Origin of the sequence: Streptomyces sp. NPDC008001 (assembly GCF_042958085.1) — a bacterium.
Classification (GTDB): Bacteria; Actinomycetota; Actinomycetes; order Streptomycetales; family Streptomycetaceae; genus Streptomyces.
In genome coordinates, this window is record NZ_JBIBIZ010000003.1 from 178,425 (window position 1) to 189,925 (window position 11,501).

12 protein-coding genes are annotated in these 11,501 nt (G+C 74.0%); 4 read left to right on the forward strand and 8 right to left on the reverse strand.

Features of this window, described 5'->3' with window-relative positions:
* Positions 1-2: 2 nt before the first annotated feature.
* Complete coding sequence (locus ACFZCD_RS09210; protein WP_391829170.1) at positions 3-974, reverse strand: GNAT family N-acetyltransferase; 972 nt, start codon at positions 972-974, stop codon at positions 3-5.
* Positions 975-1,301: 327 nt separating this feature from the next.
* Between ACFZCD_RS09210 and ACFZCD_RS09215 the strand changes: the two genes are divergently transcribed.
* From ACFZCD_RS09215 to ACFZCD_RS09225, 3 genes are all read left to right on the forward strand, one after another.
* Entirely contained in the window at positions 1,302-2,672 is a 1,371-nt protein-coding gene (locus tag ACFZCD_RS09215; RefSeq protein ID WP_391829613.1) for an amino acid permease, read from the forward strand.
* Positions 2,673-2,822: 150 nt separating this feature from the next.
* Positions 2,823-4,838, forward strand: coding sequence for a hypothetical protein (locus ACFZCD_RS09220; protein WP_391829171.1), 2,016 nt, complete (start codon positions 2,823-2,825; stop codon positions 4,836-4,838).
* Positions 4,839-4,880: 42 nt separating this feature from the next.
* Positions 4,881-6,437, forward strand: a complete 1,557-nt coding sequence (locus tag ACFZCD_RS09225) for a hypothetical protein (RefSeq protein ID WP_391829172.1) — start codon at positions 4,881-4,883, stop codon at positions 6,435-6,437.
* Between the two features lie 15 nt (positions 6,438-6,452).
* Here the strand turns inward: ACFZCD_RS09225 and ACFZCD_RS09230 are convergent, their stop codons facing one another.
* The 7 genes from ACFZCD_RS09230 to ACFZCD_RS09260 all read right to left on the reverse strand — a co-directional run bounded on the left by ACFZCD_RS09230 (position 6,453) and on the right by ACFZCD_RS09260 (position 10,648).
* Positions 6,453-6,776 (reverse strand): plasmid stabilization protein, encoded by a 324-nt coding sequence (locus tag ACFZCD_RS09230; RefSeq protein WP_391829173.1) that lies wholly within the window; start codon positions 6,774-6,776, stop codon positions 6,453-6,455.
* A 91-nt stretch (positions 6,777-6,867) separates the two neighbouring features.
* The gene (locus tag ACFZCD_RS09235) at positions 6,868-8,673 is read right to left on the reverse strand and encodes a complex I subunit 5 family protein (RefSeq protein WP_391829174.1); all 1,806 of its coding nucleotides are present in this window, start codon (positions 8,671-8,673) and stop codon (positions 6,868-6,870) included.
* Positions 8,674-8,678: 5 nt separating this feature from the next.
* The gene (locus tag ACFZCD_RS09240) at positions 8,679-9,023 is read right to left on the reverse strand and encodes a sodium:proton antiporter (protein ID WP_391829175.1); all 345 of its coding nucleotides are present in this window, start codon (positions 9,021-9,023) and stop codon (positions 8,679-8,681) included.
* Positions 9,024-9,026: 3 nt separating this feature from the next.
* Positions 9,027-9,806 (reverse strand): MnhB domain-containing protein, encoded by a 780-nt coding sequence (locus tag ACFZCD_RS09245; RefSeq protein ID WP_391829176.1) that lies wholly within the window; start codon positions 9,804-9,806, stop codon positions 9,027-9,029.
* Positions 9,803-10,051 carry a hydrogenase subunit MbhD domain-containing protein gene (locus ACFZCD_RS09250; protein ID WP_391829177.1) on the reverse strand — a complete coding sequence of 83 codons (249 nt, stop codon included), beginning with the start codon at positions 10,049-10,051 and terminating at the stop codon, positions 9,803-9,805. Before ACFZCD_RS09250 ends, ACFZCD_RS09245 begins: the two co-directional genes overlap by 4 nt.
* On the reverse strand, positions 10,044-10,475 hold the full coding sequence (locus tag ACFZCD_RS09255) for an MrpF/PhaF family protein (protein ID WP_391829178.1): 432 nt from the start codon (positions 10,473-10,475) through the stop codon (positions 10,044-10,046). Before ACFZCD_RS09255 ends, ACFZCD_RS09250 begins: the two co-directional genes overlap by 8 nt.
* On the reverse strand, positions 10,472-10,648 hold the full coding sequence (locus ACFZCD_RS09260) for a hypothetical protein (RefSeq protein WP_391829179.1): 177 nt from the start codon (positions 10,646-10,648) through the stop codon (positions 10,472-10,474). The genes ACFZCD_RS09255 and ACFZCD_RS09260 overlap by 4 nt, the downstream gene beginning before the upstream one ends.
* A gap of 196 nt (positions 10,649-10,844) precedes the next feature.
* Between ACFZCD_RS09260 and ACFZCD_RS09265 the strand changes: the two genes are divergently transcribed.
* The gene (locus ACFZCD_RS09265) at positions 10,845-11,375 is read left to right on the forward strand and encodes a DUF6328 family protein (RefSeq protein WP_391829180.1); all 531 of its coding nucleotides are present in this window, start codon (positions 10,845-10,847) and stop codon (positions 11,373-11,375) included.
* The last annotated feature ends 126 nt before the right edge of the window (positions 11,376-11,501 follow it).

An 11,501-nucleotide genomic window follows, 5' to 3' on the forward strand; every position in this document is an offset into this window, starting at 1 on the left:
GGTCAGCCGGTGCCCCCGGCCGCGGGACCCGCGGCCCCGCCCGGCTCCCCGGGCGGCCGGACGGCGGGCGCGCCGGACAGGAAGGCGGCCGTGTACGGCCCGGCGTCGAGACCGGTGCCCGAAGCGCTGACCACGTGGGAGCGCAGGGCGCGCCCCGGGCCGTCGTCCGCGTAACCGAGCATCAGCACCGGGTCCGTCAGCGCCTCCAGCGACAGCACCAGATCGGCCTCGTCGAAGCCCGCCGGGTCCGCGAAGTCCTGCGAGGGAACCGCCTCGAACCCCATGCGCGCCTTGAACGTGAACAGCCCCGGCCGGGCGATGTGGCCGTAGAGGTTGGGATCGTCGCCCAGCGTGGCCCACGCGTACCCCTTCTCGCGGGCCACCCGCATCGTCGTGCAGTAGAGCTGACGCGGGAGACTCGCCCGCCGCGCCGCCTCGGTGACGGCGGACCAGCGCACCCGCACCGCACCCTCCTCCGGGCACTCCAGCACGAGCGCGCCGCCCTCCAGTGCGTCCCCGCGGTAGAGGAAGACCCCCGCGTACTTCTCCGGGCCGTACAGGATGTTCTCCCGGTGCCTGCGCGCGAAGGCCACGCCGTAGGGCATCCGCGACACCCGGTCCTCGTAGAGGGCGAGGAAGCGGTCGAGGCTCTCCGGCGTTATCCGGTCCTCGACCGCTTCGCGCAGGCCCTCCCGCGCGATCAGCCGGCGCGCCCGGTGCACGTGCTGCCGGGTCTTGCGGGGCAGCCGCGCCAGGAACTCCTCCTCGCTCGCGCCCAGGGCCGCCCGCCAGGTCACGGTCGACGGCTTGCGGACGAAGCCGCGGCGGGCCAGCGCGCCGTACAGCTCCGGCGGGGGAGCGGGCATCCGGACGACGGCGGCGCGCGCGGCACCGGACCGCCGCCAGGGGGCGGAGGAGAGCTCGTCCGGGCCGATCATCGCGACCGGAAGGCCGAAGTCGTCGGTGATCTCCATGGGTGAACCCCCCGGAAACGGCGGTGCGTTCAGGTGACTGGCGGTCTATCAGTACCACCGCGCAGGGTCAAGCAACGCCGCCACCGGAACCGCCCGCCCGCGCCCGCCGGGCGGCGGACCGCCCGGGAAACCACGGGTCCTCGTGGTGCAATCTTCTGGTCACGGGCGCCCCTCCTGAGGGATCTTGTACCGACGGATCGTTTCCGTCACCACGCACACGTCACGCCAGGAACGGCAAGAGAGGACGTCAGAACTGTGAGCTCGCCAACCACGGGGGACCCGGGCACCGGCACCGAGGGGTACAAACGGACCCTGGGCTCCCGGCAGATGCAGATGATCGCCATCGGCGGCACCATCGGCACCGGCCTCTTCCTCGGCGCCGGCACGGCGATATCCCAGGCCGGCCCCAGCCTCATCATCTGGTACGCCGCCGCCGGCGCCGTGCTCTTCCTCGTCATGCGGGCCCTGGGCGAGCTGCTCACCCACCACCCGGTCTCGGGCAGCTTCGCCGACTACGCGCACCGCTTCCTCGGGCCGTTCTGGGGGTACGCCACCGCCTGGACGTACTGGATCATGTGGGTCACCACCGGCATGGCCGAGATCACCGCGGCCGGGCAGTACGTCAACTACTGGTACCCCGGCTTCGACCAGTGGAAGACCGCGCTGATCTCCCTCGTGGTGCTCGCCTGCGCCAACCTCATCTCGGTGAAGATCTTCGGCGAGCTGGAGTTCTGGTTCGCGATCATCAAGGTCACGGCCATCATCGGCATGATCCTCATCGGCCTGGGCGTGCTCATCATCGGCTTCGGCGACGCCGGTGACACCGCCTCCGTCAGCCACCTGTGGGCCGACGGCGGCGTCGCCCCCAAGGGCGTGTGGAACTCCCTGATGACCCTGCAGATCGTGCTCTTCGCCTACCTCGGCGTCGAGCTCGTCGGCGTCACCGCGGGTGAGACCAAGGACCCGGAGAAGAACATCCCGCGGGCCATCAACAGCCTGCCGCTGCGCTTCGGCCTGTTCTACCTCGGCGCCCTGTTCATCATCCTGTCCGTCGTGAGCTGGAAGGAGTTCCACCCCGGCACGAGCCCGTTCGTCGCCGCCTTCACCAGGATCGGCATCCCGGCCGCGGCCGGGATCGTCAACTTCGTCGTCCTGACCTCGGCGCTCTCCTCGTGCAACGCCGGCGGCCTGTACGCCACGGCCCGCATGCTGCGCACCGCCGGGCTCAACGGCCACGGCCCCGCGGCCCTCGGCCGGCTCAGCAAGCGGGGCGTGCCCGCCACGGCCGTCGTCGTCTCGGCGCTGGTCATGGCCCTCGGCGTGCTGATCAACGCCATCGACCCGGAGCACGCCTTCGCCTACATCACGGCGGTCTCCACCGGCGGGGCGATCGCGGTCTGGAGCATCATCCTCGTCACCCACCTGAAGTACCGTCAGGCCGTGGCCGCCGGGCTGGCGCGGAAGTCCGCGTACCGGATGCCGGGAGCCCCGTACACCAACTGGCTCGCGCTCGTGGCCTTCGCCTTCGTGACCGTGCTGATCGGCTGGGAGTCCGAGACCCGCGTGGCCCTCTACGTCATCGCCGTCTGGTTCGCCCTCCTGGGTGCGGGATACCCCCTCGCACGCCGGCGCGCGGCCCGCACGCCCCTGGCCGCGGCCCCCGTGGACGACCCCGAGCAGACCACGGCACGGAGCTGACACGAGCCGGCGCCCCCCGGCCTGGGGGCGCCGGTTCCGCATGCCCCCCTGTCAGTTGCCGTCGAACGGCTCCCGCCGGCGTCACCCGCGTGGCAGCATTTTCTGACCGGTCGGCGGTGGCAGCGCCGGCCCGAGGGGGGGCTGAGTGACATGCCGGAGCCTGCGAGACGGCCCTTGGGCACCGAGGGCATCGAGGCGCTGTACCAGGAATGCCGCACACGGGTCCAGGACGGGCGCGCGGAAGCCGGCGGGCGCGGCCTGCCCGTGGTGGTGCTCGTCGGCACCCGCGGCAGCGGCCGGACCGCGGCCCTCGAATGGCTCGGCTACCTCGGCTCCCACCGGCCCCACGCGCTCTACGACTTCGCCTCCGCCGGGCCCCGCCGGCCGCACGAGGTCGCCGGCCGCCTCGCCTACGGGCTCTCCCACCGCTTCGCCCGCCAGCCGGCCCTGCTCTTCCCCCGCCTCACGCTGGGCCTGCTCGTCGTCGACCCCGGCCTCTCGCTCGACGCCCACGACTCCCGCCGCGCCGGCCACCAGCTGCGCCACGCCCTGCACGACGCCCACGAGCACACCGTGGCCGCCGACCGCGCCGCCGACGTCGCGGGCCTCCTCCAGGACCTCAACCTCCTGCAGATCCCCGGCATCGGCCTGCTGGCCGGGCTGATCCGCCACCCGCCCCGGATGCCGCTGGGCATCGCCCGGCGCACCGGCTTCTCCTGGTACGCGGGCCCGCACACCCCCCTCCACGAACTCGTCGCCCTCAACCAGCTCAGCAAGAGCCGCACCGACGCCGACCGGGCCGCCGTCGACCGGCGGCTGTGCGAGGCCTTCCTCGCCGACCTGCGCGGCGAGTTCGCACGCCGCCGCCGCGACCGCAACTGCGTGGTCCTCCTCGACAACATCGACGCCCCGGGCGGCCGGGACTTCCTCGACCTCCTCGTGCAGCTGCGCGAGGCGAGCGGCGCCCCCGACCCGCTGCTCGCCGTCGCCACCGCCTCCGACGCCGGCCGGATCCCCGGCCCCTTCGCGCCCGGACCGGCCGGCGTGCGGATCCGCACGCCGGAGCAGGCCTCGTACGCCGACTGGGAACGGTCCGTGCCCGACCCGCCGCCCGACTCCTCCTGGCGCTGGTACTGCGTCCAGCTGCGCGACCTCACCGCCGGCGAGGTCTCCCAGCTCGGCGCGGGCCTCGCCGACCGCCTGCCCGAGGCGCCCCCGCTGGTCCACCGGCTGACCCGCGGCCACGCCTGGAGCGCCCACCGGCTGCTGGAGGCGGCGGCGCGCGTCCCCGGCCGCGGCGACGGCGAGGAACTGCTGCGCGGCCTCCTCGCCCTGCCCGCCCCCACCGACGGCGACGAGCCGGAAACCGCCCCGCCGCTCGGCCGCGCCCTCCTGCACGACCTCCTGGAAGGCCTGAACGACGAGCAGCGCGCCGCCCTCGTCGAGTGCTCCGCCGCCCGCGAGTTCGACGCGGCCTGCGACACCGACCTGCTCGACGCCTTCTCCCTGCGCACCCGCAACACCCTGGCCCGCGCGACGGGCACCCGGCTGTGGCTCGTCGACCCCGTCCCCCAGGACGCCGGAGCGCGCGGCGGCCGCGGCTCCGGCTACCTGCGCGACGCCCACCCGCGGCCCCTGTCCGGCGGGCCCGTCCTGCACCCCTGGCTGCGCCTGCTGCTCCTGGAGGAGCTGGCCCGCCGCAGGTCGCGCTGGGAAGTGGTGCACGAACTCATGCAGGACTGGCACGCCCGCCACGGCCACCGCCTCGACGTGCTCTACCACGCGCTCGCCCTCGGCCGGCTCGACGACGTCGTCGGCCACCTCGCCCTCGACCTGACCGAACTGCCCGGCACCGAGGCCTGGCTGTACGAGCTCTACGCCGTCACGGCCGCGCCCCTGCGCGCCCCGGTCGTGCCCGGGCAGACACCCACCCTGCGCGTGGACCGGCTCGCGGAGGAGCTGGCCCCCCGCTCCTTCGCCGACCCCGGACGCCGGGCCCTCACCATGCTGGTGGCCGCCCTGTGGCTGGCCGGGGACCCCCGCAACCGGATGCCCGCCGCCCGGCCCGAGCTCAACGACACGATCAGCTCGATGTTCCAGAACCTGGCCATGCACTCCGACCCCCGCAGGGTGGGGCTCAGGCACGAGGCCGCGAAGTACGTCTGACCGCGCCGCAGCGCGACCGCCGTCCGGCAAGGAGTCCGCACCATGCCCGTGAACCGACCCCGTCCGCTCGACGAACTGCCACCCTGGTGGAAGGGCCCGCTCGGGATCACCGCGCTCGTCCTCGTCCTGGCCCTCCTCGCCGGCGGGGGCTTCTGGCTGCTGGGCGGCGAGGACGACGGCGAGGAGCGCTGCTCCGCCGGCGTGCCCGGCCTCGTATGGGCCGGCTCCGGCGGCGACCGCGAGTGCATCGGCGTCATGAACGAGACCGCGTACGCCTTCGACCCCCGGCTCAAGGACGTCACCGAGAAGATCGCGGCCGAGAACCGGCGGGTGCGCGACCAGTGGGAGAAGCCCGGCGCCGGCAAGACCCCCGTCCCGTACGTGAAGGTCGCCCTCCTGACCCCCATGACCGAGAGCGACAGCAGCGTGCTGCCGATCGAGGAGATCAGGAGCAGCCTCGAAGGGGCCTACACCGCGCAGTGCCGCGCCAACGCCTGCCCCGGGCTCTCCGCGGTGAACGCCACCGGCATCCACGGGCGGACGCCGCAGATCCAGCTCGTCCTCGCCAGCGAGGGCAGGAACCAGCTGCACTGGCAGCCGGTCGTCGAGCAGCTGGCGGGCATGACCGGCGGCGAGCACCCGGTGGTCGCCGTGGCCGGCATGGGCGTCAGCGTGCCCGAGACCCAGCGCGCCGCCGACGCACTCGCCAAGCGGAAGATCCCCGCGATAGGCGCCGTCCTGACGGCGACCAACCTCAACTCCGAGCGCCTGTTCAAGGTCTCGCCGTCCAACACCGACTACGCCAAGTCGCTGCGGCAGCGACTGGACCGGCTGCCCCCCGGGCAGCGCCGCGGCTACCTCGTCTTCGACAGCCGGGACGACAACTACGTCCGGACCATGCGCCAGGCCTACGACGAGGTCTTCCCCGACTACATCGACAAGCGCCGTGTCTCCTTCGTGGGCACCACCGGCCCCCGCACCGAGGGCATGCCCGGCCTGTTCTTCAACGCCTTCAACAACATCTGCCTGACCAAGTCGGAGCTCGTCTTCTACGCGGGCCGCGGCCGCGACCTCTCCGACCTCGTGCGGTCGCTGTCCTCGCGCAACCAGTGCGGGCACGACAGGCCCATCACCATCCTGGCGGGCTCCCAGGGCGCCGTGCAGCAGGCCAACGACGTCCGGGAGCTGCTCCAGGACAGCAGGATCACGATCCTGGAGGCGTCGGCGACCAGCACCGAGGACTGGATCAAGGGGGACGGCGCGCCGAGCGGCTTCAAGCCGTTCCTGCAGAGCTTCCGCGACCTCAAGTTCCCCGACAAGGAGCTGAACGACGGCTACGCCGTCATGCACCACGACTCCGTGCTCACGGCCGTGTGGGCGCTGCGCATGGTCACCGGGCAGACCGGCCGGGAGACGCCGGGCGTGCAGGACGTCTTCAACCAGCTGACCAACCTGCACGACGCCGCCGTGGTCCCCGCCGCCAGCGGGGACCTCAGCTTCGACGACGCCTCCGACGGCTGGCCGCACAACAAGCCGGTGCCCGTCATCCAGGCCCCCGGCGGCTCCGCCGGGCCCGGACCGCTGTACAAGACGCCGTAGCGGATCTCGGCGGGGTCAGCGCCCCAGCTTCCGCTGGAGCTCGGCCTTGTTCATGTTCGACCGGCCGTGGATGTTGCGGCGCTGGGCCTCGGCGTACAGCTGGTCGTAGGTGGGTCCCTTGGCGCCGCTGTGCGAGCGCTGCCCGCCCCGCCGGGAGGAGGACATGTCCTGGGTCGAGGACTTGCTCGCCGTCTTCGACTCCCCGGCCCGGGCCCGCTCCTTGTTGACGGTGCGCGAGGCGATCTCCTTCGCGCGCTTGGTGCTCTCGCCGCGCTGCTCGGCGCTCTCCTTGATGTGCTCGTACTGCCGTTCACGCTTGGGGCTCGAACCTCGGGGCATGATGTCCATCCTTGTCGTGAATGCTTACGTTTCCTCACCTTGCCCGCGGCGCCTGGGGCCCGCAACCGGGTCGTGGCAGTGCCGCCACCGGTCACCACAGGGCCAGCAGGGACACCAGCCCGACGCCGGCCACCGTCCAGGTCACGTAGTCGCCGATGTGCCCGGACTGCAGCCGCCGCAGGGGCGCGCTCCCCGGCACGGCCCGCCAGGACCGGCGCACGGCCAGGGCGGCGAGCGCGACGGCGAGCGCCGCCGACAGCAGGCCGAAGCCCGCCCCGGACCACGTCCACCAGTCGTACGCCCCTCCCGCACGCCCGGCGGGACGGCCGTCGAGCACCGCCGCCGCATAGCCGCCGTGGTCCGTGAAGGCCTCCGCGGCGGCCGTGACGGCGCCGGTGAGCGCGGGCACCGTGCCCACGGCGAGCGACCCGGCCAGCAGGAGCGCCGCCACCGTCACCATGGGGACGGGCGGGCGGCGCACGCGGCGGCCGGTCTCGGGCTCCTCGCCCCCGCCGGTGGTCTCCGGCCCCTCGGCCCCTTCCTCTCCGTCCCCTCCCGCCTGCCCCGCGCCGAGGAAGACATGCGCGGCGACCCGCAGCGCCGCGCCGCCGGTCACCGCCGAGACGAGCACGAACAGGGCGGGCAGCCAGGGGGACTGCTCCTCCACGAGCGCCTTGCCCAGGCTCGTGCCGAACGGCGGCAGCCCGGCGAGCGCCAGCCCGCCGGCGGCGAAGAGCAGACCCACGCCCGCGGTGTCGCGGCCCTTCCCGTGCAGCTCGCACTCGTCGACGGTGCCGTGCCGGTCCAGGAGGATGCCGGTGCACGCGAAGAGGGCGGCCTTCGCCCCGGCGTGCCCGAGCACGTACAGGGCCGTGCCGGCGATGCCGTGCGGCGTCAGGAGGGCGATCCCGGTGAGGAACAGGCCGGTGTGCGCCACCGTGGAGAAGGCCAGCAGCCGCTTGACGTGCCGCTGCTGCCAGCACATCAGCGCGCCCACCAGCGCACTCGCCACGCCCAGCACCAGGAGCGTGCGCCGCGCCCCCGCGGCCGGGACGCCGCCCGGTCCGGCGAAGACGGTCATGTACACCCGCGCGGCGCCGTAGCCGCCCATCTCCACCATGACGCCGGACAGCAGGATGCACACCGGCGTCGGCGCCACGGCGTGCGCATCCGGCAGCCAGAAGTGGAAGGGCACGGCCGCGGCCTTGACCAGCAGCCCGGTCAGGACCAGCACGAACGCGGCGACGACCAGGGCGTCCGGGCCGCCGTGGCCCGCGGAGGCGGCCGCTTCGTCCAGGGCCCGGCCGGCCTGCGCCATGCCGAGCTCGCCCGTGCGGGCGTACAGCAGGCCGATGCCGAGCAGACTGGCGTAGCCGCCGAGGGAGTTGACGAAACCGAAGGCCAGCGCGCCCTGCACCGGGCGGGGCTCCTCGACGCGGTAGCCGGTCAGGGCGTAGCCGACGACGCCCATCAGCTCGAAGAACACGAACGCGTCGAAGAGGTCGCCGGTCAGTGCGAAGCCGCACATGCCCGCCTGGAAGAGCAGGACCAGGGCGGGGAAGGCGCCGCCGTGCCCTTCCGGCGGCTCCTCGAAGTAGTGCCAGGAATAGGCGAGCACGGCCACGACGAGCAGCGACGTCAGCGCGGCCAGGCCCAGTCCGATGCGGTCGCCGACCAGGACGATCCCCACGCTGTGACCGCCCAGCGGACGCCAGGCGCCGAGCCAGGAGACGTCCGGCGGACGGCTCAGGCCGAAGGCCGCGAGCCCGGCGGAGGACGCCGCGGCCAGCCCCGCCACGGCCTCCGCGACCGGCCGGGGCACGTGGCGGCCGCCCGCCACCAGCAGCGCCGCGCCCAGCAGCGGCACCACGACGATCAGCGGGAGCAGCCGGCCCACCCCGCTCAGCCCTTCAGCGCGGACAGCTCGTCGGGATCGACGGTCCCGTGCCGCTTGGCGGTCTGGACGACGAGGGCGAGCAGCAGGGCGGTGATGGTCGCGCCCACGACCACGTCCGTGAGGGCGAGGGCCTGCACCACGGGGTCGACGACGCGCGAGTCCACCGGCACGTCGGAGAAGACGGGTGCGGTGGCGCCCTTCCGGTAGCCGACGGACAGCAGGAGCACATAGGTGGAGGACTGGGTGACGGCGAGGCACCCCACGGCGTGGACGAGATTGCGGCTGGTGGCGATGCCGTGGACGCCGACGAGGAAGACCCACCCGGCGACCAGATACGGAAACAGGCTCATGTGTCACGCACCCTTCTCACCCCTCTCTTCCCTCTCTCCCTTCTCGGCGCTCCCGCCGTCCTCCTCCAGCTCCAGGGCCTGGCCGAGGAAGTGCGCCAGCAGCACCACGACGGCCGACGTGACCTCCACCCCGACGGCGGCGTTGAGCAGCGGCACCGTGCCGCCGGAGGAGAGCGTGTTGAACGTGCCGAGCGGCAGCGTGTTGGCCAGGTAGGCCGAGCCCGCGATCAGCCCGGCGGCGCCGAGCAGCACGTACGCGGCTTCCCCCGCCCCGTCGGCCAGTTCATACACGCCGAGCCGCCGGAAGCGCTCCAGCGCCGGGTAGTCGACGGCGATGTACAGCAGGTGCACGGAGGTGGCGACGACCACGCCGCCCTGGAAGCCGCCGCCCGGGCTGAGCTGGCCGTGCGCGATCACGTAGAGGCCGATGAGCAGGGCGACCGGCAGCATCAGGCGGCCGTAGCGCCGCAGGACGCCCGGCACGCGGGCGGTTTCCGGGGCGACGCGCTTCTCGCCGCGGGTCTGCCGCAGCAGCACCAGCGTGCCCAGCACGCTGGCGAACAGGACGCTCTCCTCGCCGAGGGTGTCGAAGGCGCGCTGGTCGAAGTTGACGGAGGAGACGGCGTTCGCGGTGTGCTGCTGCAGGGAGGCGCGCACCGCCCGGTCGCCGTACGGGTGCCAGGAGTTGCCGAAGCCCGGCAGGTCCGTACAGGCCGCCGCGTACAGCGCGGCGACGGTGAGCAGCCCGACGGCCAGGATCCACAGCCGTACGCGGCGCGTCACTCCCGACGCCCCTTGCGCCGCACCTTGCGGACCGTCAGCAGGATCATCAGCGGAGTGACGGCCGAGCCCACGGCGAGCTGCGCGAGACCCACGTCCGGCGCCTGCAGGACGGTGAAGAGGACGGCGAGCGCGAGGCCCAGCAGGGACAGCACGATCGCCTGCCGGGCCGGGTCGCGCTGCAGCACCGCCACGGTGGCCGCGGCCGCGACGAGCAGCAGGGCGACGGTGGCGAGCGCGTCAGCCATGGCGCACCGCCGCGGACGTGACGGCCCCGCCGGCGATCAGGAGCACGCCGATGAGGACCAGCTTGAGCATCGCCCGGCCCGGTCCCGTCACGACGCACATCGGGACGACGACCGCCGGGGTGCCGGCGAGCACGGCGGGGGTGAGCCAGCGCCGCCCGGGCGGCCGCTCGCCGATCTCGTCACCGAGCAGCCGGGTGAAGACGAGCGTGCCCGCCGGGCCCAGCACCGCGATGACCAGCGCGAGGTCGACGTAGGAGGGGCGCCCGTAGCCCTGGGCCAGCAGCAGGAAGACCAGGCACAGCAGGAGCGTCGCCATGTTCTGGGCGACGACGCGCTGCCCGGCCGCCCCGCGGGCCGCGGCCCACAGGCAGGGCCCGAGACCGCCGGCGATGAGCGCGCAGGCGGCCGCCAGCCACCAGTTCACCGGGCCGCGGCCCGGCGGGCGCCGCGGGCCGCCCACGCCGCGAGCAGGGCCGCGCCCGCTCCGGCGGCGAGCTCCAGCGCGTCGGCCTGACTGATGAGGACGGTCCACACCGCGGTGAGCCCCGCCCACCACGCGAGGACCTCCGCCGCGGCCCGTGCGATGCCGCGCGCCATCCGCTCCACCTCCGCAACTCGCGGGAATGCCCCAGTATCGGCCTGCGGGCCCGGCGATCCGGCGGATCCCGCACGGCGCGTGTCGCAGGGCGTGTACCCGGGCCGCCGCGGGGTATGGCGGCGCACGGCGGCAGCACGCATGCATGTCCGGGGCCGGCCGGGGGTACTCCGGTCCGCGTCGACGCGGAGGGACGGCATGGCGGTGAGCGGAGCGCAGGACGGCGGCCCCGGCAGGCGCGTGCCCCCCGACGGGTCCCCGGGCGGCCGCCGGGAGACGCCCGAGGAGCGCGCCGACCGGCGCTGGGGCGAACTGCTGCAGGAGGTGCGCGTCACCCAGACGGGCGTGCAGATCCTCTTCGGCTTCCTGCTGACCGTGGTCTTCACCCCGCGCTTCGCCACGCTCGACGCCACCGACCACACCGTCTACGTGGTCACCGTCATGCTGGGCGCCGCCACCACCGGCGCCCTGATCGGCCCGGTCTCCTTCCACCGGCTCGTCACCGGACGCCGCATCAAGCCGGAGACGGTCGTGTGGGCCGCCCGGCTGACGATGGCCGGGGTCGTCCTGCTGCTGTGCACCGTCGCCTCGTCGCTGCTGCTCATCCTGCGCGTCGCCCTGCACAACTCCGCGGTCCCCTGGCTGGTGGCGGGCATCGTGCTCTGGCTGATCGTGTGCTGGTTCGGCCTGCCCTGCTGGGCGCTGCACCGCTACCGGCCGAAGGACTGACACCGCACGTCCGTGCGGGTCCGTCCGAGGGATTCGCCGGACGCCGGGTTTCCCCCGCCCGAGAGCGGTCACCCGTAGCACTGTGGCGGGGTGCGCGCCGCCCCGCCGCGAGACGACCGCAACGCC

Coding starts and splice junctions, on each gene's coding strand:
- ACFZCD_RS09210 (WP_391829170.1), bottom strand. CDS start 974: ATGGAGATCACCGACGACTTCGGCCTTCCGGTCGCGATGATCGGCCCG.
- ACFZCD_RS09215 (WP_391829613.1), top strand. CDS start 1,302: ATGCAGATGATCGCCATCGGCGGCACCATCGGCACCGGCCTCTTCCTC.
- ACFZCD_RS09220 (WP_391829171.1), top strand. CDS start 2,823: ATGCCGGAGCCTGCGAGACGGCCCTTGGGCACCGAGGGCATCGAGGCG.
- ACFZCD_RS09225 (WP_391829172.1), top strand. CDS start 4,881: ATGCCCGTGAACCGACCCCGTCCGCTCGACGAACTGCCACCCTGGTGG.
- ACFZCD_RS09230 (WP_391829173.1), bottom strand. CDS start 6,776: ATGCCCCGAGGTTCGAGCCCCAAGCGTGAACGGCAGTACGAGCACATC.
- ACFZCD_RS09240 (WP_391829175.1), bottom strand. CDS start 9,023: ATGAGCCTGTTTCCGTATCTGGTCGCCGGGTGGGTCTTCCTCGTCGGC.
- ACFZCD_RS09250 (WP_391829177.1), bottom strand. CDS start 10,051: ATGGCTGACGCGCTCGCCACCGTCGCCCTGCTGCTCGTCGCGGCCGCG.
- ACFZCD_RS09260 (WP_391829179.1), bottom strand. CDS start 10,648: ATGGCGCGCGGCATCGCACGGGCCGCGGCGGAGGTCCTCGCGTGGTGG.
- ACFZCD_RS09265 (WP_391829180.1), top strand. CDS start 10,845: ATGGCGGTGAGCGGAGCGCAGGACGGCGGCCCCGGCAGGCGCGTGCCC.